This is a genomic window from Streptomyces sp. NPDC034085 (assembly GCF_055575555.1).
Genome location: NZ_JBVISL010000004.1, coordinates 792,136 through 813,278 on the forward strand (window position 1 = coordinate 792,136; position 21,143 = coordinate 813,278).

The 21,143-nt window shown below is 74.5% G+C and carries 23 protein-coding genes; 15 read left to right on the forward strand and 8 right to left on the reverse strand.

Features of this window, described 5'->3' with window-relative positions; genetic code table 11:
• Nucleotides 1-110 precede the first annotated feature (110 nt).
• The 3 genes from ACZ501_RS18520 (at nucleotide 111) to ACZ501_RS18530 (ending at nucleotide 1,595) form a co-directional block, all read left to right on the forward strand.
• Nucleotides 111-545 (forward strand): Hsp20/alpha crystallin family protein, encoded by a 435-nt coding sequence (locus tag ACZ501_RS18520; protein ID WP_361610929.1) that lies wholly within the window; start codon nucleotides 111-113, stop codon nucleotides 543-545.
• Nucleotides 546-649: 104 nt separating this feature from the next.
• Nucleotides 650-1,045, forward strand: coding sequence for a DUF2267 domain-containing protein (locus ACZ501_RS18525; RefSeq protein WP_362460812.1), 396 nt, complete (start codon nucleotides 650-652; stop codon nucleotides 1,043-1,045).
• A 145-nt stretch (nucleotides 1,046-1,190) separates the two neighbouring features.
• A complete protein-coding gene (locus tag ACZ501_RS18530; RefSeq protein ID WP_361610932.1) occupies nucleotides 1,191-1,595 on the forward strand; it encodes a DUF2267 domain-containing protein in 405 nt (134 codons plus the stop codon).
• Here ACZ501_RS18530 and ACZ501_RS18535 read toward each other — a convergent pair.
• A complete protein-coding gene (locus tag ACZ501_RS18535; RefSeq protein ID WP_361610925.1) occupies nucleotides 1,583-1,936 on the reverse strand; it encodes an anti-sigma factor antagonist in 354 nt (117 codons plus the stop codon). The genes ACZ501_RS18530 and ACZ501_RS18535 overlap by 13 nt on opposite strands.
• A gap of 120 nt (nucleotides 1,937-2,056) precedes the next feature.
• On the opposite strand from ACZ501_RS18535, the gene ACZ501_RS18540 reads away from it, so the two are divergent.
• Nucleotides 2,057-2,371 (forward strand): helix-turn-helix transcriptional regulator, encoded by a 315-nt coding sequence (locus tag ACZ501_RS18540; protein WP_468796554.1) that lies wholly within the window; start codon nucleotides 2,057-2,059, stop codon nucleotides 2,369-2,371.
• Nucleotides 2,372-2,414: 43 nt separating this feature from the next.
• Here the strand turns inward: ACZ501_RS18540 and ACZ501_RS18545 are convergent, their stop codons facing one another.
• Nucleotides 2,415-2,810, reverse strand: coding sequence for a cofilin family protein (locus ACZ501_RS18545; RefSeq protein WP_361610922.1), 396 nt, complete (start codon nucleotides 2,808-2,810; stop codon nucleotides 2,415-2,417).
• Between the two features lie 317 nt (nucleotides 2,811-3,127).
• Entirely contained in the window at nucleotides 3,128-4,036 is a 909-nt protein-coding gene (bla, locus tag ACZ501_RS18550; RefSeq protein WP_468796556.1) for a class A beta-lactamase, read from the reverse strand.
• A 303-nt stretch (nucleotides 4,037-4,339) separates the two neighbouring features.
• Here bla and ACZ501_RS18555 point away from each other — a divergent pair, with 303 nt between their 5' ends.
• On the forward strand, nucleotides 4,340-4,831 hold the full coding sequence (locus ACZ501_RS18555; RefSeq protein WP_468796558.1) for a DUF3052 family protein: 492 nt from the start codon (nucleotides 4,340-4,342) through the stop codon (nucleotides 4,829-4,831).
• Here the strand turns inward: ACZ501_RS18555 and ACZ501_RS18560 are convergent.
• From ACZ501_RS18560 to ACZ501_RS18575, 4 genes are all read right to left on the reverse strand, one after another.
• Nucleotides 4,768-5,643, reverse strand: coding sequence for an alpha/beta fold hydrolase (locus ACZ501_RS18560; protein ID WP_468796560.1), 876 nt, complete (start codon nucleotides 5,641-5,643; stop codon nucleotides 4,768-4,770). The genes ACZ501_RS18555 and ACZ501_RS18560 overlap by 64 nt on opposite strands.
• Nucleotides 5,640-6,413: a TetR/AcrR family transcriptional regulator C-terminal domain-containing protein gene (locus tag ACZ501_RS18565; protein WP_468796562.1), complete on the reverse strand. Its 774-nt coding sequence runs from the start codon at nucleotides 6,411-6,413 to the stop codon at nucleotides 5,640-5,642. Before ACZ501_RS18565 ends, ACZ501_RS18560 begins: the two co-directional genes overlap by 4 nt.
• Before the next feature lie 8 nt (nucleotides 6,414-6,421).
• Nucleotides 6,422-7,225: a class II aldolase/adducin family protein gene (locus tag ACZ501_RS18570; protein WP_468796647.1), complete on the reverse strand. Its 804-nt coding sequence runs from the start codon at nucleotides 7,223-7,225 to the stop codon at nucleotides 6,422-6,424.
• Nucleotides 7,226-7,435: 210 nt separating this feature from the next.
• On the reverse strand, nucleotides 7,436-8,452 hold the full coding sequence (locus ACZ501_RS18575) for a polysaccharide deacetylase family protein (protein ID WP_361609175.1): 1,017 nt from the start codon (nucleotides 8,450-8,452) through the stop codon (nucleotides 7,436-7,438).
• A 223-nt stretch (nucleotides 8,453-8,675) separates the two neighbouring features.
• On the opposite strand from ACZ501_RS18575, the gene ACZ501_RS18580 reads away from it, so the two are divergent.
• The 4 genes from ACZ501_RS18580 to ACZ501_RS18595 all read left to right on the forward strand — a co-directional run bounded on the left by ACZ501_RS18580 (nucleotide 8,676) and on the right by ACZ501_RS18595 (nucleotide 14,307).
• A complete protein-coding gene (locus ACZ501_RS18580) occupies nucleotides 8,676-10,301 on the forward strand; it encodes a putative glycoside hydrolase (protein WP_361609173.1) in 1,626 nt (541 codons plus the stop codon).
• 376 nt (nucleotides 10,302-10,677) lie between these two features.
• On the forward strand, nucleotides 10,678-12,060 hold the full coding sequence (locus ACZ501_RS18585) for a uracil-xanthine permease family protein (protein ID WP_468796564.1): 1,383 nt from the start codon (nucleotides 10,678-10,680) through the stop codon (nucleotides 12,058-12,060).
• Between the two features lie 64 nt (nucleotides 12,061-12,124).
• Nucleotides 12,125-13,600: an amidohydrolase family protein gene (locus ACZ501_RS18590; protein WP_468796567.1), complete on the forward strand. Its 1,476-nt coding sequence runs from the start codon at nucleotides 12,125-12,127 to the stop codon at nucleotides 13,598-13,600.
• Complete coding sequence (locus ACZ501_RS18595) at nucleotides 13,597-14,307, forward strand: sulfite exporter TauE/SafE family protein (RefSeq protein ID WP_361609167.1); 711 nt, start codon at nucleotides 13,597-13,599, stop codon at nucleotides 14,305-14,307. The genes ACZ501_RS18590 and ACZ501_RS18595 overlap by 4 nt, the downstream gene beginning before the upstream one ends.
• A 41-nt stretch (nucleotides 14,308-14,348) precedes the next feature.
• Here ACZ501_RS18595 and ACZ501_RS18600 read toward each other — a convergent pair whose 3' ends face one another.
• Nucleotides 14,349-15,404, reverse strand: a complete 1,056-nt coding sequence (locus tag ACZ501_RS18600) for a LacI family DNA-binding transcriptional regulator (RefSeq protein ID WP_468796571.1) — start codon at nucleotides 15,402-15,404, stop codon at nucleotides 14,349-14,351.
• 278 nt (nucleotides 15,405-15,682) lie between these two features.
• Between ACZ501_RS18600 and ACZ501_RS18605 the strand changes: the two genes are divergently transcribed.
• The 6 genes from ACZ501_RS18605 (at nucleotide 15,683) to ACZ501_RS18630 (ending at nucleotide 20,974) form a co-directional block, all read left to right on the forward strand.
• Complete coding sequence (locus ACZ501_RS18605) at nucleotides 15,683-16,024, forward strand: hypothetical protein (protein WP_468796574.1); 342 nt, start codon at nucleotides 15,683-15,685, stop codon at nucleotides 16,022-16,024.
• Nucleotides 16,025-16,143: 119 nt separating this feature from the next.
• On the forward strand, nucleotides 16,144-17,850 hold the full coding sequence (locus tag ACZ501_RS18610) for a serine/threonine-protein kinase (RefSeq protein WP_468796577.1): 1,707 nt from the start codon (nucleotides 16,144-16,146) through the stop codon (nucleotides 17,848-17,850).
• A gap of 8 nt (nucleotides 17,851-17,858) precedes the next feature.
• The gene (locus ACZ501_RS18615; protein WP_468796580.1) at nucleotides 17,859-18,299 is read left to right on the forward strand and encodes a hypothetical protein; all 441 of its coding nucleotides are present in this window, start codon (nucleotides 17,859-17,861) and stop codon (nucleotides 18,297-18,299) included.
• 17 nt (nucleotides 18,300-18,316) lie between these two features.
• Entirely contained in the window at nucleotides 18,317-19,561 is a 1,245-nt protein-coding gene (locus ACZ501_RS18620) for a HEAT repeat domain-containing protein (protein ID WP_468796583.1), read from the forward strand.
• A gap of 37 nt (nucleotides 19,562-19,598) precedes the next feature.
• Entirely contained in the window at nucleotides 19,599-20,102 is a 504-nt protein-coding gene (locus ACZ501_RS18625) for a metallophosphoesterase family protein (RefSeq protein ID WP_361611304.1), read from the forward strand.
• Between the two features lie 155 nt (nucleotides 20,103-20,257).
• Entirely contained in the window at nucleotides 20,258-20,974 is a 717-nt protein-coding gene (locus ACZ501_RS18630) for a class E sortase (RefSeq protein ID WP_468796586.1), read from the forward strand.
• Nucleotides 20,975-21,143 lie beyond the last annotated feature (169 nt).

Here is a 21,143-nt window from a genome sequence, read left to right on the forward strand (position 1 = left end):
TCGTCGACTGCATGACGTCTGCTGTTGTCATCCGATGGACGACATGCTACAACGGGATACGCGAAAAGCGCATGGCAACCACTGCCTGAAGCGACCGGAGGTGTTTGACGATGCTGATGCGCACTGACCCGTTCCGTGAACTCGACCGGCTCACCCAGCAGCTCATGGGGACGGCCGGCACCTGGTCCAAGCCGTCCGTGATGCCGATGGACGCCTACCGCGAGGGCGAGGAGTACGTCATCGCCTTCGACCTCCCCGGCGTCAACGCGGACGCGATCGACATCGACGTCGAGCGGAACATGCTCACGGTGAAGGCCGAGCGCCGGCCCACCCTGAAGGAGAACGACGTCCAGATGGAGCTCTCCGAGCGGCCCCTGGGCGTGTTCTCCCGGCAGATCGTGCTGGCCGACACCCTCGACACCGAGCACATCGCGGCCGACTACGACGCAGGTGTCCTGACCCTGCGCATCCCGATCGCCGAGCGCGCCAAGCCCCGCAAGGTCAGCATCAACGCGGGCGGCGGCCGCAAGGAGATCCGCGGCTGACACCGGCCGCCCCGCAGGACCGGCGAAGGACGGGAACGAACCTCCCCCCGGCACCCGCCCTTCGCCCACCCCTCCTTTCACCCCTGCCACGGAGGTCCCAGGCGATGACACTGCGCTGGGAGGCGTTCCTCGACCAGGTGCGGGAACGCGGCGAATACGACACCCGCGAGGAAGCGGACCGTGCCGCCCGTGTCGTCCTGGCCCTGCTCGGCGCCCACGTACTGGGCGCCGAGCGGGCCGAACTCGCCGCCCGCCTGCCCGAGAGCTACGCCCTGATCCTGCTCAATCCGCTCCAGGCGGCCGAACCCCTCAGCCCCGAGCGCTTCGTCCGCGCGACGGCGGCGTGGATCGAGGGCGCCTCCCAGGCCACCGCCACCTGGGACGTCGCAGCCGTCCTCAGCGTCGTCGCCGACGCCGCCGGGGAAGAGCTGACGGACAGACTGCTGCTCCAGCTCCCGACCGGCTACGACGCCCTCTTCGGCCGCCCCCAGTCCATCTGACCCCGGACCGGTCCGGTCCCGCCGCGGTTCGCGCGGGGGACCGGACCGGCTGCCGCCACCCCCTGCCAGCCCCACGAGAAAGGCGTGGCCCGTGCTCACCCCGACCACACTTCCCCCGCAGGCCCCCGGCACGACCTACGACCAGATGCTGGAAGCCGTCCGCTACGACGGCGCCTACCCCACCACGCAGCGTGCCGAGGAAGCCGTCCAGCGCGTCCTGGCCGCCCTGGGCCGTCAGCTCACCGGCGACGAGCGCCGTGACCTGGCGCAGTGCCTCCCCGTCGAGGCCGCCCTCGCCTTCAGCGCCGAACTGCCCGTCGCCGTACCCCTCACCGGGTGGGCCTTCGTACGGGACCTCGCCGCCCGCAGCGGCGGCACCCCCGCGACCGCCCGGTGGGAGACCGGAGCCGTCCTGACGGTCGTAGCCCGCCTGGCCGGCCCGCATCTGACGAGCCGCATCCTCGAACAGCTCCCGGACGGCTGGGCCCTGCTCTTCGGCCGGGCCGAACTGCGCCGCCCCCCGCGCGCGGTCCGGGCTCAGGTGAGGTAGCGGCGGGTGCCGGTGAGGTGGAGGAGCCGGTCCACGCGGCGGCTGGTCGTGGTGACGCGCATGCGGCGGTGGGCCCGGTCGGCGGCGGCGCGGGCGGCCAGCAGGGCGTTCAGGCCGGCGCAATCGCAGAAGGTGACCTGACCGAGGTCGACGGCGACGGCCGTCCGGTAGGAGAGGAGCGCGGCCAGCAGGGTCTCGAGGAGCGCGGCGGCGCTGTGGAAGTCGACCTCGCCGCTGACGGTGACGAGTGCCGTCCCGGGTTCTCGCTGCTCGACCGTGATCCTCAGGCCGTCGGCCGGTACGGCCGGGGCAAGGGGGCCGCACTGCATGGTCAGGGTCATCCGGTCCTCCCCGCGCTCTCGGGGGCTGTCCTTAGCAGCATCGTCCGCGCCGGGCCGACATGCGTCAAGAAATACGCGAAAAATAGTGCATATATCCCAAAGTTGGCTCATCCTGGAGGCATGGGAGATCCGCCGGTTCCCAGCGCGCCCTGGACGTTCCTCACCAGCCACGCCCGGGTCCTGCTGGCCATCGCCCGGGACCCCGGCGCGCGGCTGCGGGAGGTCGCCGACAACTGCCTGCTGACCGAGAGGACGGTCCAGTCGATCGTCTCCGATCTGGAGGAGGGCGGCTACCTCAGCCGGATGCGCGTGGGCCGCCGCAACCACTACCGGATCAACTCCGGCGCCAAGTTCCGCCACCCCGCCGAAGCGGGCCGCGACATCGCCGGCCTCCTCAACCTCCTCGCGGGCCCCCAGCCGGGTCCGCGCCCGTGAGCCCCGTCCGCCGGCGTCCGGGCCGGTGGCCCGCGTCCTGTCGTCAGCCGGCCAGCGCGACGAGCCTGCGGTACGCGAGCTGGTCCGGCCGCCGGGCCGTGAGGTGAACGTGCACGTCGGTGAGGAGTTCCCGCAGGGCCGTGTAGGCGGCCGTGTAGTCCACCTCCTGCCCGACCGCGTCCGAGGGCATCCAGAAGATCAGCAGCGGTTCGTTGCGCCGGGCACCCCCCGGAGTGGCGAAGGCCAGCTCGTGGACGACCAGCCGCGGCTCCGTGAGGGGCAGGCACTGGATCAGTTCCTCATGGGTCCAGTTGGCCACCGCCTCCGGGACCAGGGCCCCTCCCGCCAGCCGCAGGACCGCGGTGTTGACCTCCCGCTTCTCCTTCACGTGGTGGAGGGCTTCAAGGCATTCCTCGGACACGAGGACGGGGCTGCTCACGGGTTTCCCCTCTCAGGCGTGGCTGTCACGCGGGGATCAACGCCGCGGCTCCCCCGCAGGTTGCTCTCCCGTTCCCCCTCGCGCGCGCCGGTGCCGGTGAGCCGGTGCGAAACCCAGACCGAATCCCGCACCCGGGGGGCGTGACCTATGGGCTGGTGAATCGTTTTCCCTATGTCGCACCAGCAGGTACACCGCTCCCCCCTTGCGGTACGCGACACACAGGGCCCGGAAGCCCGTCCCCCCGGCTTCCGGGCCCTGCCGCCGCGTCCACTCCTCTGCGAGGGCCGGCGGCTCCGGCATCCCCGGGCCTGCGGGGATCACATCAAGGCCGACGCCAGCAGCGCGGCCGTCTCGGCGATCAGCGGCTCGTCGGCCGACGCCGCGGGCTCGTTCCGGGTGGAGAGGACCGCCATGGTGACCGGTCCCCGGCCGGGCGGCCAGGTGATCCCCACGTCGTTGGCCGTGCCGTAGCGGCCGGTGCCGGTCTTCTCGGCGACCTTCCAGTCCTTCGGCAGCCCGGCGCGCAGGCGGTTGGCGCCGGTCGTGTTGCCCAGCAGCCACCCGGTCAGCCGTTCACGGTCGGGCCGGCTGAGGGCGTCCCCGACGGCGAGCCGGGTGTAGGTGCGGCCGAGGGCGCGGGGGCTGGAGGTGTCACGGACCCCTCCCGGTTCCGCGGAGTTCAGGTCGGGCTCCCACCGGTCGAGCCGGGTCACGCCGTCACCGATGGACCGGCAGAAGCGGGTGACGGCGTACGGGCCGCCGAGCTCGCGCAGCAGGAGGTTCGCGGCGGCGTTGTCGCTGTGGGTGATGGCTGCCGCGCACAGGTCCGCGACGGCCATGCCGTCTTCCAGGTTCTGCGGCAGACCGGTGACCGGCGCGTAGCCCGACTGCTCGACCTCCTGAAGCGTGTACCGGATGCGGCGGCCGAGGAAGGTGCCGTCATGGTCGAGGTCCCGCAACACCGCGGCCACGGCGACGGTCTTGAACGTCGAGCACAGGGGGAACAGCTCGTCCGCCCGGTAGAGCACGGTCCTGCCGGTGGCCGCGTCCCGCGCGAAGACCCCCAGACGTGCCGCATGCGCCCGCTCCAGCGCACGCAGCCGGCCGAAGATCCCGCCCTCCGGCCCGACGGCCGCGGAGGCCGGGCCTGCGGCCGGGAGAACCGTGGCCAGAGCGGCCGCTGCCACCCCGCCGACGAACCGGCGCCGATCGGGGCGCACCTCCATGAGCACGTCCTCTTGTCCGTGTGAGCGGGCCCGCGGCAGGCCTCGCTCCGGGCAGTCCAGTCTAGGGGCGCCGCGGGAGCGTGGGCCGTGGACGGCCCCAGGGGGAGGGGGGCCGCCCACGGTCACCCAGCCGCGGTGGCGGCCCGTCTGCGAAGGCGCACCACCGACACCCCGCGTGTATCCCGGACGGCGGCGTCCAAACCCGTGGAGGTGCTCCGGGCGCCGCGGGCCCCTGGTGACCCCGCGTCCGGTCCCGTACGTTGCGGCGGGGGTGCCGGCCGCGCACCCGCGAGGAGACGGCGGATGACGGCGTACGAAGACCCGACGGTCATGGCCGCCCGGCTCGGTGTCACGGCGGGACAGCGCGTGATGGAGGTCGGCTTCGACCATGACGTGGACGACGGGCTGCGCGCGGGGATCGAAGGGCTGACGGGCACGCCCATGCTCGACGACGACGCCGCCGGCGCGGCGGGCACGGCCGTGGACGCGGTGCTGATGTGGTTCCGGCTGGGCGACGGGGACCTCGCCTTCCTGCTGGACGACGCGCGCGTTCCGCTGGCCGAGGGCGGCACGGTCTGGGTCGTCACTCCGATGGCCGGCAAGCCCGGCCACGTCGGCCCGGACGAGGTCGGCGAGGCAGCGCAGGACATCGGTATGGCCGCGACCGCCTGCGTGCCCCTCGGAGCCTGGCAGGCCACCCCGGTCGTCCGCGCCGGCGGGGCCCGCCGGCCTCAGGGCGCCAGGAACGACCCCAGCGCGGCGGCGACGGCCGATGGATCCTCCAGCTGCGGGTAGTGCCCGACCGCGGGCGGCCCGGCGAGTTCGACGACGCGGGCCCGCGGCACCCGGGTGCGGATCCGTGCCAGCACGTGGGCGCCGCTGACGGGATCGGCCGGCCCCCATACGAAGAGCGCCGGGCCCGGGTACTCCTCCAGGGCCGCCGTCCACCGCCCGGCATGGCGGCGGCGCTCGTCGATGTAGCGCAGCAGCCGCGGCGCGCGCCGGTGGCCGCCCGCCCGGGACGCCGCCTCCCACAACTGCCGCACGTCCGCGTCGCAGAGCTCCCGCCCCAGCACCCCGCGCAGGGCCGCGCCGAACCGGCGGCGTGTGGTCAGGGGCGCGACCAGCGGGCCGAGCGGCCCGTGCAGCAGGCGCTGGGTCACGACCGGGCGGTGCAGGTCGGGGTAGAGCCCGCCGTTGAGCCAGGCCATGCGGGTGACGCGCGACGGGTCCCGGGCCAGCAGCTCCTGGCCCACGCTGACGCCGTAGTCGTGCGCCACCAGGGCGGTACGACCGGTTCCGCACCGCCGCCACACCTCCTCGACCAGGGTGGCCTGGTCCAGCAGCGAGTACCGGTGCCGGCGCGGTTTGTCGCTCTCCCCGAAGCCGAGGAAGTCCAGGGTGGTCACCCGCAGTCCGGCCGCGGTGAGGGCCGGGACGACCGGCGCCCAGTCGTGGGAGGAGGTGGGGAAACCGTGGAGCAGGGTCACGGGCGCCCCGTCCGCTGGACCGTCCTGGCGGACGAAGACCTCGTGGCCGCCGACCGGGACGCGGGTGCCGCCCCGGACCCACTGCTCCAGCGGCGGCAGGACGGGTGTGCTCCTCACGCTCCGGCCCCCTCGTCCTGCAGATGGCCCAGCCCCGCGATCAGCACGCGCAGGCCGAAGGCGAACTCCTCCGTACCGTCGGGAGAGTTGAGCAGGTCGGCATGGCGGCGCACCACCGGGTGGGTCTGCGGGGACAGGCCGGCGAACAGCTCCGCCATCGCCGCGCGCTGCGGACCGGTCCGGGCCGCCCCACCCGTGTCGAGCACGGCGGAGCCGATCACGAAGTGGGTGACCGTGAGGTACACGTGCACGGCGGTGCGCGGGGCCCACCCCTGGGCCAGGAGCTGCCCGAGGGCGTGCTCGCGGGCCCGCAGGGCGTTGGGGCCGAGCAGCTGGCCGCTGGTCAGGGCCGGGACGAGGGCCGGATGGGCGGTGAGGACCCGGCGGAACTCCCGCGCCCCCTGCTCCAGGCCGGCCCGCCAGTCCCCGTCGAGGGAGGGCAGCCGGATCTCGCCCAGCATGTGGTCGACGGTCTCGATCAGGAGCTCCTCCCGGCTCGCCACGTGGCGGTACAGGGAGGTGTGGCGCACCTGGAGGTGTTCCCCGAGGCTGCGCATCGTGAGGGCGTCCAGCCCGTCGCGGTCGGCGAGTTCGAGGGCGCCCCCGGTGATCCGGGCGAGGGTCAGCCCGCCCGTGCGGGGCCGGCGCCGGTCACGCTCGGCGTAGCGCGCCTGCCACCACGAGGCGGAACCGGGTTCCGCAGGCACCGGCGCGGGGCCGGCGGGGTCTGCGGAACCCGCGGGCGGCTGACGGTCGGAGGCGGTTGCCATGCCGGGGCCTACTCGAAGAGGTCGGGGTCGGTGCGGACGATCTCGTCCCACAGCGGCTGGAAGGAGAACCAGCCGGCGAGCGGGAAACCGGTCTGGTCGCGGGTGTGCCGGGCGGCTTCGGGATCGATCAGCAGCGGCGTGCCGGCGGCCTGCGCCAGCAGCTGCGCCTGGGCGCTGCGCTCCATGGAGATGAACCACCAGGCCGCCTCGTCGACGGATTCGCCGACGGTGAAGATGCCGTGGTTCTGGTGGATGACGGCCCTGTGCGGCCCCAGGCCCGCGGCGAGCTGCCGGCCCGCCTCCTCCTCGACCACCACGGCCCCGGCGCCGTCACGGTGCACGGTGTGCTGCTCGTACAGGGCGCAGGCGTCCTGGGTGATCGGGTCGAGCAGACGGCCGAGGCTGGAGAAGGCCTTGCCGTGCACGGCGTGCGCGTGGGCGGCGGCGACCACGTCGGGACGGGCCGCGTGGATGGCGGAGTGGATCACGAACCCCGCACGGTTGACCGGGCGACGGCCGTGGCGGACCCGGCCCTCGTGGTCGACCAGGATCAGGTCCGAGACCCGGATGTGCCGGAAGGACATGCCGAACGGGTTGACCCAGAACATGTCCGGATATTCCGGGTCGCGCACCGTGATGTGCCCCGCGACGCCCTCGGAGAAGCCGAACCGGCCGAAGATCCGGCAGGCTCCGGCGAGCCGCTGCTTGCGGTGCTCGCGCTCCTGGTCGAGGTCGTCGAACACGGGGGGCAGCGACAGCTCCACGTCCTCCTGCCGCGGGACGAACGCGCTGCCGCGCAGTCCCTCGGCCACGCGGGCCGTTGCCGTACCGCTCCCCGTCGTGCGGCCGTCCGTAGGCTCCTGCACGGCGCCCCCTCTCCTTGTGCGTCCATTGGACGCACATCCTGCGTCCAATGGACGCATTGCGCAAGACCCCGGAGGGCCGGCCGGAGGGGACCGGCCGGTGTCCGGTGCGCGGGGGAGGGTCTGCGGGGGAGGGTGCGCGGGGGAGGGCCGCCCCGGTCAGTACGCCCGGGCCCGCTTGGCGAAGGCCGGTGCCAGCTCCTCGCGCGAGGCGCTGGGGAAGGCGACGGTGTTCGGGTCGCCGTCGGAGACGTACCGGCTCTTCGTACTGGCGAGCTTGTCCAGCCAGCGCGACGAACCGAACTCGGCGTCCTCGTCCTTGGGCCCAGCCGAACGGATCCGGGGGATCGCGCCGGGGGTGAACGCCTTCGAGAACGGCGAGACCGACGGGTTGGAGCCCACGAGGTACACCCCGTCGTAGCGGTAGCCCGCTCCGCGCGCCGCGACCTCGGCCGGTTCGGGCATCGCGCCGAACGGCAGGGCGAGCGACGTGACCCGCGTCCCGGGCGCGGCCTTCTCGATCGCCTGCTGTCCGGACGAGATCGCCCTCGCGGCGCCCGCCTGGTCCAGGGAGCGCAGGTTCTCGTGGCGGCCGGTGTGGTTGGCGACCTCGTACCCGTGCTCCTTCAGCCAGGTCAGGGCCTTGGCGGAGCCCGTGGCCGAGAAGGCGTCCGCGTTGACGAAGAAGGTCGCCACCGGCTTGAACGCGGGGTGCTTCTTCGCCGTCTCCGCCAGGATGGCGACGGCGGTGTCCGGCGCGGGGGCGCCGTCCGGTCCCAGCCGCACCTGACTGTTGGTCGAGTCGTCGAACGTGAGCACCACCGGGTGCGCGCCGGCCGGGATGTCGATGCGGCCCGTCTGGAAGTCGCGGGCCGTCACGGGTACGTAGCCCTCCCGGGCCAGCCGCTCCAGCTCGGCCCGGAAATCGGCCGGGGTGCGGTCGTAGACGCTGGCCGGCTTCTCGGTGAGCTGGTGGTACATCAGCACCGGCACTTGGCCGAGTTCGTTGGCGCCGACCACCGCCGGGTCCTTCGCGGCGACGGGGCTGGCCGCCGCCGCGGTGGCGGCAGCGGGGCGCCCCCCGGCGGCGGCCGGTGACGAGCCCGTGGAACAGCCGGTGGTGGCGAGCAGGGCGGCGCCCGCCAGGGCGCCGAGCGGGACGAGCGGGTGACGCATGGGAAGCCTCTCCACAGCGGACGTGTCGCGCCATACCTACCTGCGGCGGGGGCCCTCATACCGCACTGTCCCCTGCATGGCGTATCCGCCACGCCGGGACCGAACGCGGCCGATCGTGTGAAATACGGGCCGCTCCGGGCGACCGTTCCCCCTGAGCGGCAATGAATGGAGGCACCATCCGGCCCACCCCACTCCCCACGCCCCCGGCACGAAGGACGTCACGATGTCCCGCACCCGCATATCGCCCTCCGCCCCCTCCTTCCGTCCGCGCCGCCCGGCCCGCCGGGGCGCCCTCATAGCGACGACCTGCGCGCTCGCGGTGGCCGGAGCGGGCGTCGGCGCCTGGACGTTCCTCGCCCCGGGTCCCGGCATCCAGGGGCTGAGCGACGGGGCCGTCCTGAACGGCCGCCAGGCCGCACAGCTCAACGCCTACCTCGCCGCCGACGCGGCCGGCGGCAGGGACGAGCTGCACGCCACCCTGGACGGCACGGCGGTCCCCGTCGCAGCCGACGGCGCCCGGCTGAAACTCGCCCTCCCGCAGCTCAAGGAAGGCCGGCACACCCTGGTGGTGGACGGCGCCGGCAGCTTCCCCTTCGCCTCGTACCACAGGGTCGTGGGCTTCCACGTGGACGCCACCGCTCCCGAGCTGAAGGTGGCCGACCCCGTCGTCAAGAACGCCGCCGCCCCCGTGACCATCACGGGCACCGCCTCCACCGACGCCCAGGTGAGCGTCAACGGCAAGAAGGTCCCCCTCGACAAGGCAGGCGCCTTCACGGCCACGGTCCCCAAGGGCACCCCCCTCGTCACGGTCGCGGCGGTGGACCGCGCCGGGAACACCACCACCAAGGACGTGTCCGCCCGCGGCCGCCGCCCCATGATCCGGGCAGCGCACATCACCGCCATCGGCTGGGGCGACGACACGCTGCGCACCGGCATCCTCGCCCTGGTCCGCAGCGGCAAGCTCAACGCCGTCGAGCTGGACGTCAAGGACGAGGACGGCGAGGTCGGGTACGCCTCGCAGGTGCCGCTGGCCCGCCAGATCGGCGCGGCCAAGGGCTACTACGACGCCCGCAAGGCGATCGCCGAGATCCACGCCGCCGGAGCCCAGGTCATCGGCCGCATCGTGGCCTTCCGCGACCCCAAGCTGGCCGGCGCGGCATGGAAGGCCGGCAAGTCCGACCAGCTCGTGCTGACGCCGGGTGGCCAGCCCTACAACGGGGGCCACTACGGCGCCCTGTCCTTCACCAACTTCGCCAACCCCACGGTCCGCAAGTACAACCAGGACCTCGCCGTCGAGGCGGCTCGGCTCGGCTTCGACGACATCCTCTACGACTACGTGCGCCGCCCGGACGGCCCGCTCTCGCAGATGAGCTTCCCCGGCATCGGCAGCGCCACGCCCGAGCAGTCCATCACCTCGTTCGTCGCCGACACCCGTACCGCGCTGCGTCCGCACGCCAAGTACCTCGGCGTCTCCGTCTTCGGGATCGCCGCGACCCGGCCCACCGAGATCGCGCAGGACATCGGCGCCCTGGTCAAGGTCACCGACTACATCGCGCCGATGGTCTACCCCTCCCACTGGGGCCCGGGAGAGTACGGTGTCGCGCAGCCGGACACCGCCCCGTACGCGATCGTGCAGCGTTCGCTCGCCGACTTCGCCCGGCAGGCGAAGGGCACGCAGACCGAGATCATCCCGTGGCTGCAGGACTTCTCGATGGGCAGCTCCTACGGGCCCGCGGAGGTGGCCGAGCAGATCAAGGCCGCGGCGGACAACAAGATGAACTCCTTCATCCTGTGGAACGCCGGCGCCCGCTACCAGGGCGCGGCCCTCCAGCAGATCGCCGCACACTGACCGTTCAGGCCGGCCCGGTATCCCCTGCGAGGGGGTACCGGGCCTCGTGCTGACCGGGGCGGGGGTCACCGCCCGGTGGCGGGCCGGGCGATGGCGGGCCGGACGGAGGCGACAGCGGACACCGGTGCGGGCGGCTCCCGGACGGTGGCGGCAACGTACGTCGGCGGACGGGAAGCCGTCAAGGCCCTTGTCCGATCGGGGTTTGCGCGGCGCCGCCGCTCGCGCCGACCCCGACGGAACCGATGCGTCCACAGCCCTTGACGGGCCTCCGGGGCCCTCACATACTGGCGGCCAAATCGATTTGGCCACCTCGGTCCGACTCCTGCCCGGAGCCGGACCGCAGCCAAAGCCGGAGCGAGCCGAACGGAGCTCGAACGTGTCCAGTCCCCGCACCCTCACCCATCCCGTGGACCAGTCCCGCCCACTGAGCAGGATCCTCCTGTTCGGTCTCCAGCACGTCCTCGTCATGGCGGCGACACCCGTCTCGGCGATCTTCCTGATGAGCGCCACCCTGCACCTCGAGCCCGGCCTCACCGTGAACCTGCTCTCGGCGGCCTTCGTCCTCTCCGGGGCCGGCTCCCTCATCCAGTCGCTGGGCCCCTGGAAGTTCGGACCCCGGCTGCCCTTCGTCATGCTGCCCGGCGGAGCCCCGCTGATCCTCTTCCTCGCCATCGCCGAACAGCACGGGGTGCGCACCGCCACCGGAGCGGTGATCATCAGCGCCGCCTTCTACTTCGTCGTCCTGCCCGTCTTCTCACGCCTGTTGAAGTTCTTCCCGACCCTGGTCATCGGCACGATGATCGTCATCGTCGGAGTCAACCTCGTGAAGGTCGGCGCGCTCCTCGTCACCGGCCGGCCGGGCACGCCCGGCTTCGCAGACCCCACCGACCTCGCCCTCGGCATGGCGACGATCGGCTTCACCGTCGCCCTCTACTGGCTGTTCAGCGGGGTCGTACGGCAACTCGCCGTGATGCTCGGCCTGATCGCCGGCACCGCCCTGGCCTTCGCCCTCGGCCGCTTCGACTTCGGCGGCATCACCGACGGCGGAGTGCTGAGCGCCCCGCAGCTGATGCCGTTCGGCACGCCCGAGTTCCACCTGATGGCCGCGCTGCCCCTGATGCTGTACGGCCTCGCCTCCATGGCGGAGGCCACCGGGCAGACCGTCATCAACGCGGAGACCGTCGGCAAGGAGATCGACAAGCGCACCGCCGTCCCGCGGACCATCCGCGGCGACGCCCTCGTGTCCCTCTTCGGCGGGTTCCTCGGGCTGCCGCTCATGGTGACCAGCGGCGAGAACATCGGGATCGTGCGCGTCACGGGCGTCCGCAGCCGGTTCGTCACCGCAGCGGCAGGCGTCGTCCTCATCGTCATCGGCTTCCTCGCCCCGCTCATCCGCGCCATCAGCGTCATCCCGTCCGCCGTCGTCGGCGGTACCGCCATGGTGGTCTTCGCCGTCATCACCGTGCTCGGCATCCAGATGCTGGGCAAGGCGCAACTCGAAGAGCACTCCCACGGGTTCATCTGCGCCGTCGCCGTCGCGCTCGGCCTGCTGCCGATCCTGGTGCCCGGCGTCTACGCGGGCCTGCCGTCCGAGGCGCGGATCCTCCTCGAAAGCGGCGTGGCCGTCGGCGCGTTCACCGCCGCCATCCTCAACGTCCTCTTCCACCACGTACGGCCCCGGCTGGCCCGGTGGCGCACCGGCGAGCCCGCCACCGCACGGGTCGACGCGGTCGAGCCGCACGCCGTCCCGCACGCCTGACCGCGGCCCCGTACCCGTCTCGCACGGCACCACCCGCAAGCCCGATCCATTCGCGAAGGACCAGATGAACCACCTGACGCAAGCCGACCTCACGCCGGCCGACCTGATGGAAGCCGACCCGACGCCCGACGGCCCGCACCGCCCCGGCGGGCCGGCCGGGGCGGTGCGACTCCTCGCACCCGGTGTCGTGATGACCCCCGACGGCCCGATGGAGCACCACGCGGTCCTCGTGGCCGACGGCTCCTTCCGCGCCGTGGGCCCGGCCGCACGACTGGAGCGCGACCACCCGCACCTGACCCCCGTCAGGCTCCCCGCACACGTCCTGATGCCGGGCTTCGTCGACGCCCACCACCACCTGACGCAGAGCTTCGGAGCCGCGCTGGCCTTCGGCGAGCCCTCCGAGATCTTCCGCCGGGTGTGGGTCCCCCTGGAGGGGGCCCTCGACGAGGAATCCGCCTACGTGGCGGCGAAACTGGCGGCCCTGGAGTCCCTGCGGGGTGGCTTCACCACCGTCACGGACGCCGGGACCCGCGCCCCGGTCGACGTCGAGACCGTGGCGGCCGCCACCCGCGACGCCGGGATCCGCTGCGTGCTCGGGCTCGTGTGCAACGACGCCGACGATGCCGACGGCGCGGACCACGACGGCACGCGGGCGGCCGCCACCCTGGCCGCCGCCGAGAAACACCTCGCCCGCTACGCCGGGGAGGAACTGGTCCACCCCTCGCTGGCGGTCTCCGTCCCGGAAGCCGCGACCGCGCGGACGCTGGCGGCCACCGCGCGGCTCGCCGCCGAGGCGGACACCGTCGTCCAGATCCACGTCAACGAGCACCTCGCCGCCGTCGAACGCTCCCTCATCCGGCACGGCCTGCGCCCGCTGGAGTACCTGCGCGAAGTCGGGGCCCTCGGACCCCAGTTGCTCGCCGCGCACGCCACCCTGGTCACGCCCGCCGAGCTGACCCTGCTCGCCGACACCGGGACCGCGGTGAGCTACAACCCCGTCGCCAGCGCCTGGAAGGGCAACGCCGTGGCACCGGCCACCACCATGGCCGAACGCGGGATCCGCTTCGGCCTGGGCACGGACGGCACGCGCGGCGACGGCTTCCGCCTGGCGGAGGCCGCGGAGTTCGCCCAGCGCCTGGCCTACGGCCTGGCCACCGGAGACTCCTCCTGCGGTGCCGGCTGGTCCTGGCTGGAGCACGCGGGGCCGGGCGGCGCGGACGCCGTCGGCCTCGGCGCGCTCACCGGCCGGATCGCCCCCGGCGCGGCCGCCGACTTCCTGCTCGTCGACGTGAGCGGCCCGGAGATGCGGCCGTCCTGGGACCTGCCCTGGGAACTGCTCCGGCGCGGCAACCGCGACCAGATCACCGCCGTGTTCGTCGCCGGACGGCTGCGGATGTGGCGGGGCGCCCCGGCCGGCTGGGACGGCGCCACGCTGGTGGACCGGGCGGCCGAGCTGGCCGAGGAGGTGGTCGGGCGGGCCGGGGTGACCCGGGCGCATCCCACGTCCACCGCCGCCCGGGCCAGGAGCGCCGCACGATGAGCGCGACCACGCTGGCGGTCCTCGCGCTGGTGGTGGCCTGCGCCGCGTTCGTGCAGGGGACCAGCGGCCTCGGGTTCGCCCTGGTCGTCGCGCCGGTGGCGGGGCTGCTCCAGCCCGCCCTGCTGCCGGTGTTCGTCCTCGCCTCGATGATCCCGCTGAACGTGTACGTGGTCTGGCGCGAGCGGCACTCCCTGGACCTGCGGGGCGCCGGCTGGATCACCGCGGCCCGGCTGGCCGCGACACCCGGCGGCCTCGTCCTGCTCTGGGCGGTGCCGACGCAGCGGCTCGGGCTGGTCGTCGGCGTGGCGACCGTCCTGGCGGCGGTGGTGAGCCTGGCCGCACCGGCCTTCGTACCCGGGCGCGCCGCCTACGTGGGGGCGGGACTGGTCACCGGCCTCACCGAGACCGCGACCGGGGTGGGCGGCCCGCCGCTGGCCCTGGTCTACCAGCACCGGCCCCCGGCGGAGCTGCGGTCCACCGTCGCCCTGTGCTTCCTCGTCGGCGAGGTCGTCTCGCTCGCCCTGCTGCTCGCCACCGGCCAGGGCAGCCCGGCCCAACTGGGCTGGGCCGCACTCCTGCTGCCCGCCCTGGCCGCCGGCGCGTGGCTGAGCAGGCTCGCGCACCACCGGATCGACGGCGCGAGGATGCGCCCCCTCGTGCTGGGCTTCGCGCTCGTCTCCGGGGCGGTGCTCATCCTGGCCCCGTGACCCGGGGCGAGCCGCGGGCCCGCCGGGAGACCGGGGGCGGGTTACGGGGCCCGCAGGGACGAGGCCCGGGCGATGACCCGGGGCTCGGGCGCCGTCACCGCCGTCCCGGGCACCTCCCGGGGGGCGGGGTCCTCGCCGCGCAGACGCGCCAGGAGCAGCTCCACCGCGTCGGAGGCGGCACGGTCCAGCTGGAGGTCGACCGCCGTGAGCGGGGGTTCGCAGGTGCGGGCCCGCGGGCCGTCGTACCGGGTCACCACCATCACGTCGTCCGGGACCCGCCGGCCGCTGTCCCGGATCGCGCGGACGGCTCCCACCGCGAAGGCGTCCACCAGGGCGCAGACCGCGTCGATGCCCGGGTGCTCGGCGAGCAGGGCCGCGCAGCGCTCGTACCCGGCCTCCTCGCCGCCCTCCTCCGGGGCGGTGGCCACCAGCGGGTCCCAGCCCTGCTCGGCGGCGGCCCGCTCGTACGCGGCACGGGCGTCGACGGCGGAGTGGCGAGTGCCGGCGCCGATGAGCAGCGCGGGGCGGCGGGCCCCCTGCTCCCGCAGGTGCTCCAGCAGCAACTCGGCGACGAGACCGCCGCGCAGGTCGACGTACGGGGCGTCCGTACCGGACGTCACCTCACGGCCGAGGGCCACGTACGGCAGGCCCCGCTCGCGCAGCTGCGCGACGGCCGGGTCGTCCTCGCCGGGTTCGACGACGATCGCCCCGTCGATGTCGAGGGAGTGCAGCGCCGACCCGGACTGCACGGGCGGCACCAGCACGAGCGCGTACCCGTGGAGCAGGGCCCGCTCGGCGGCCGCCGCGGCGACCTCCATGTAGAAGCCGAGCCGGGAGGGGCCGCCGGCCACCGCGAAGGGCATGGAGGAGGCCAGGGCGATGGCCTTCGCCTGGCCCTGGCGCAGCCGCTGGGCGCGCAGGTTGGGCCGGTAGCCGAGTTCGGCGGCCACCTGCTTGATCCGCTCGCGGGTGCGGGGGTCGACCTTGCCCAGTCCGTTGAGGGCGTGGGAGACGGTCGTACGGGACACCGAGGCGGCCTGGGCGACGTCGGCGATCGTCGGCGGCCTCCTGCGGGACCTGGACGCGGAACCGGACATCGGCAGGACTCTCCTCGGACGCGACGGTGACGGATGACGGGGGCGGGTGACGGGTGACGGTCCTATCTTCGCCGACTCCGCACCCCTCCTGCCAGCCCCGTCCCCGGCCCCCGCCCGGCCGGCTCCGGGCAGCGGCGGGGCGCGGGCGGCCGCGGCCCGGGCGGCGGTCAACCGCCCGAGGGTCGCTGCCCCACGGGTTCGGGGCGGCGGCCGCCCCCGCCGGTGTATACGTCCGGGGGAGTTGCACCCAGCCGTCCGACAGAGGAGAGCGCACGACCGTGACCACCGAAGCCCGAAGCCGCGCCACCTACGCCTGCGCCGGCGCCCGGATCGCCGTCGAACGCGACCAGGTGCGGCGGGCCGCAGCCGCGATGGCCCCCGCGCACAGCGACACGTTCAGCAAGAACCAGGCGTGGTTCGCCGTGGTGGGGGCGGGCCTGTACTACGTGGTCGACCTGCTGGAGCGGGCGACCGGCCACCGCCCCACCGGCTCGGACGCGGCCCGCCAGGCCCGGCTGGCCCTGCACGAACTGGGCTTCCCCGTACTGTGCCTGGCGTACGGCGAACTGCTGGCCAAGGGCCACCCCGCCCACCGGGCCGAGGGCCCCGACGGGAGTTGACCGCTCCCTGCGGACCGGACCGCCCGCGGCGGGCGCGGCGGCGGCACCCGGCGCCGCCTCCGCCCGGTCACCCCGTATACCCTCACCGGCGAACGGAGATCGGCGAACGGGGAGTTGGAATGACGGCGGACTCGGCACCACAGCCGCTGCGGGCGGACGACCCCCGTGACATCGCGGGGTACCGGCTCCGCGGGCGGATCGGTGAGGGCGGCATGGGGACCGTGTACCTCTCCCACACGCGCGGCGGCCAGCCCGTGGCCCTGAAGGTGATCCGCCGCGAATTCGGCCGCGAGCCCGAGTTCCGCCGCCGGTTCGAGCAGGAGGTGCAGGCGGCCCGGCGGGTGCGCGGGTACCACGTCGTCCCGGTGGTCGACCACGACACCGACGGCGAACTCGCCTGGCTGGCCACAGAGTTCGTGCCGGGCCTCGCCCTCCACGACGCGCTCGCCCGATACGGTCCGCTGCCGGCCGCAACCGTCCTGCGGCTCGTCGGCTGCACCGCCCGGGCCCTGAGCGCGATCCACTCCGCGGGAGTCGTCCACCGCGACCTCAAGCCCGGCAACATCCTGCTGGGCGCCGACGGCCCGTACGTCATCGACTTCGGGATCGCCCGGGCCGCGGACGCCACCCAGCTCACCCAGTCGGGCGGGCTGATCGGCACCCCCCAGTACATGTCACCGGAACAGGCGCTCGGCGAGCACGTGGGGCCCGCCGGCGATGTGTTCTCGCTCGGCCTGATCTGCGCCGTCGCGGCCACCGGCCGCCACCCCTACGGCGACGGCGGTGCCCTCACCCTCGCCGCGCAGATCGCCAACACCGCCCTGCGACCGCCCCGGCTGGACGGCTACGACGACCGGCTCCGCCCGCTGCTCGAACGCTGCCTGACCGCGGACCCGGCGGCGCGCATCGGCACCGGGGAACTGGCCGCCCTGTGCGCGGAGTCGGCGGGCGGCCCCCTCGACGACTTCACCGGCTGGCTGCCCGAGCCGCTCACCGCGGAGATCGCCCGCAGGGCGCGCGCCGTCCTCCCCCCGGCCGAGCCGACGGTCGCGGACGGCGGTCCGTCCGCGACGGCGCGGGACGCGCGGTTCGCCGCCGCCCCCACGCGGGGGCCCGAGGGCCCGGCCGGCTCGCAGGCCACCGCCGGCGCGCCCCCCGGCTACCCCGCGCCGCCCGCCCACGCCCCGCACCCCGCCCAGGCCGCGCGCCCTTCGGCGCGCCGCAGGCCCGTCGCCGTCACCGCCGGAGCAGTCGCCGCCGTCCTCGCCCTCGCCGCCGCGGGGATCTGGGGCATGACGGGCGGCGACGATTCCCCCCGGGGCCGTCAGGGCGGCGGGCAGGACGACAAGCAGGTGACCCCGCAGCCCGGCCCGCCGTCCCCCACCCCGCCCACGAGCTCCGGCCCACCGGAGGACGCCGGCTACGCCGTGGTCTTCCAGGACCGTCCCTTCGCGCTGCGCTCGCCGGGCGTGCACGTCGTCGACGTGGACCTGGACCTTCCCAAGGTCTTCGGTCCCGGCGACATCGCCACGGGCGAGGAGCTCCGGATCAGCGGCATCTCCCAGGGCCGCTGGGAGTTCAGGACGCCCACGGGCAGGAGCAGCGGCAAGACCCCGGCGGAGTGCCTGCAGGGCGCCCGCGCCGACGTCCTGCCCCCCGAAGTCGCCGCGGCGGACCTGCGCACGACGATCCCGGTGGGCACGCTGCTGTGCACGCAGACCTCGGACGGCCGGCTGGCCATGCTGGAGGTCACGGACATCACGCAGGGCACGGACAAGGACCTGCCCGATTACGCGACCAAGCTCACCCTCTGGAAGAAGCGGTAGCGGCCGCCGTGGACACCTCCCCCCGGCCCGGACGGGCACCGGCGACCCCCACCGGCCCGGCCGGCCCTCCCGGCCGGCGCCGCCGCGCGCTCCTCGTGCCGCTGCTGGCCGCCGCCTCCGCCGGACTGCTGGCCGCCCGCGCCGCCTTCGACTCCGACACCTTCCAGGACTGCCACCACCTGGGCCCCTCCACCCGGATGTACGTCGCCTCGTGGGCCGGCCTCGCCTGTGGCCTCGGCGCCCTGCTGCTGTACGCCGTCCTGCGCCGCGCCGCACAGCGGTCCGGGCCGGCCGGCGGAGCGGCCTGGCTGCGGTGGCTCACCGGGGTGTCCGCGCTCCTCACCCTGCCGGTGGTGGGGCTGCTCGTCCTGTCGGCCTACTGGCTCTACACCCCGGATCCGAGCGGCGGCTACGACTGCTCCGGCCTCCACCCGTGGGGAGCACGGTGAGGGAGGCGGGTCCGGGCGTGAGCGGTTCGGCGGGGGGCGAGCCCGCCCTGCTCTCCGCCGTACGCGCCGGGGACACCACCCGGGTGCAGTGCCTCCTGCGGCAGGGCGGCGACCCCGGCGTACTGGAGGACGCGTTCGGTCTGGCGACACGGACGTACGCCGGAGGCCTCGCCCAACTGCTGCTCCGGTACGGGGCCGACCCGGGCCGCTGCGACCCGGACGACCTGCTGCCCCTGCGCGATGCCGTCGCATCCGGCTCGCCCGCGTTGGCCGACGCGCTCCTGCACCCGGGGAACGGCAGACGGTACCCCGCGCCCGAACTACGGGAGATGCGCGACCTCGCCCGCCGCCTGCACGACGCGGGGGCCGAAGCGGAACTGCGGCGCCGCACCGGTTCCCGGGACCCCGTCGTCCGCACCCGCGTCCAGGACGACGAGTACCACGGCGTCGGCGCATTCACCCTCGGCCCGATGACCGTCCGGGACGGGCACGGGGCCGTCCTCACACGGCTGGAGGAACTGCTCGGTGTCCGCGCCTCCTTCGGGGAGCTGATGGGCCGCGCAGTGGCGCACGACCAGGACCACGCCGCATGGGGGACGGCCACCCTCCTGCTGGCCGGCCGGCGCGACCAGGAGGTCTGGACGGCTGCCGCAGCGCTGCGCGGGGATGAGGACCCTTCCCACCGCCTGTTCGGGGCCGAGGTCCTGCGCCTCACCCATCTCCTCGACGATCGCGACGAGGACGTGTTCGGCGGCCCCGCGCTGGAGCTCTTCACGGCCTGGTCGGCCGAGGAGGCGGATCCCGCGGTGCTCACCGAGGTGCTGACCGCGCTCGGGGACCACGCGGATCCGCGGGCCGACGCGGCGCTCCTGCCGCACGCCGGTCACCCTGACCCCCGGGTGCGGGGCGCGGTGGCGCGAGGACTCGGATCGTGGTCCCGGTCGGCTGCCTCCTCCGCGGACGTCCGCGGGGCCCTGCTGGTGCTGATGACGGACGTGGACCCGCGAGTACGGCGGGACGCGTGCCTCACCGTCGCCCGGGGCGGGGACCGTGCGCCCGTTCTCGCCGATGCCATGGCCGCCCTGCTGGACGACGCGGACCGCCAGGTCCGGCTGGCCGCCGTGCAGGGACTCGCCCAGCACGACGACGGCCGGTGCGTGGCAGCGGCCCGCCGCCTGGGCCCGCCGCACCCCGCGTCCCCGGACGAGGAGCACGCCCTCGACGCCGCGTGGCGCTACGAACGGCGCCGCGACGGCCGCTGACCTGCCCGCCCGGGCCTGCGGCGCGTACGGTAGGCGCGTGAGGCTCCTGCTGATCTCGGACACGCACGTACCGGCGCGGGCCAAGACCCTGCCCGAAGCGCTGCTGGCGGCTGTCGACGACGCCGACGTGGTGATCCACGCCGGGGACTGGACCGACGAGGCCACCCTCGACCTGCTGGAAGCGCGCTCCCGCCGCCTGATCGCCGTCCACGGCAACAACGACGGCCCCGCGCTGCGCGACCGGCTCCCCGAAGTCGCCCGCGCCGAGCTCGGCGGCCTGCGCTTCGCGGTCGTCCACGAGACCGGCCCGGCAGCCGGGCGGGAGCGGCGCTGCGCCGCGCGCTTCCCCGACACCGACGTCCTCGTGTTCGGCCACAGCCACATCCCGTGGGACTCCACGGCCCCGAACGGGCTGCGCCTGCTCAATCCCGGCTCGCCGACCGACCGCCGACGCCAGCCGCACCACACCTTCCTCACCCTCACCGCCCTCGACGGCACACTGAGCGACGCCGTTCTCCACCGCCTGCCTCCGCGTACCTGAGCCCGCCGCCCCGCCCTCGTCGCGGGGCAGGAGGGGATGGCCGACCTCACGTGCGGGAGCCCTGTCGCGGAACCGTCCGCCCGGATAGCGTCGGTCGCCCCACAGGTGCCGCCCCCCGCCGGGGCGGGACCGCCCGGCTCTCGATCCGGAATGCCATGCTGAGTCAGCGAACCCTCCCCACCGCCCTCGCCGCCCTCGTCCTGCTCGCGCTGGCCGGCTGCTCCACCGACGCCGACGCCGACGCGGTCGGCGGCGCCGCCGGACCCGCCGCCCCGGCGGCGAGCACCGCGAGAAGCCCGGCCGCCCCACCACCGCCCGTCGCCGCTTCGACCCTCTCACCGCCCGCCCCCGTGACGCCCCCCGAGGCCGTGCTCGCCATCCCCGGCATCGGCCTGGCGGACCTGCGCGTGGTGCCGTACGAGGGGACCACCGACGACTGGCCCGGCACCCGGATCCAGAACCAGGGACTCGCCGCCAGCCCCTACGGAGAGCGGGGCGGTGTCGGTCCCGGCCGGATCGGCAACTACCTGATCACGGCGCACCGGATGTCGGCCGGCGGTCCGCTGCACGACCTGCCGTCGCTGGACATCGGCGACTCCGTCTTCGTCACGGCGGGCGGCACGGTGTACGAGTACCGCATCACCGGGACCAGGAAGACCTCCTTCCGCTCGGAGCGCTCCCTGGCCGAGCAGCGGGCCGCGGTCCCCGGGGAGCCCGGCGTGGAGCCCTCCAGACCGATGATCACGCTCTCCACCTGCGCGACCCCCGAGGACGATGCCGCGGGCAACTTCTGGCGCGACGACCGGGGCAACCCCGAACACCGCATCGACAAGTTCGGCGTCCTGGTCTCCGCGAAGCCCGCGGACGCCTGACCCGCCTGGGGAAGCGACGTCCGACGCCCCGGTCTCCTTCGATTCGGGGGCCGGAAGTGACCTGGGACACCCATCCAAGAGGCCTCAACCGGGTACATAACGTGACAATCGGGCCGCTGGGCGGTGAGGCGGCCCACAGGACCCACGTCACATTCGGCCCGCGGTAGTA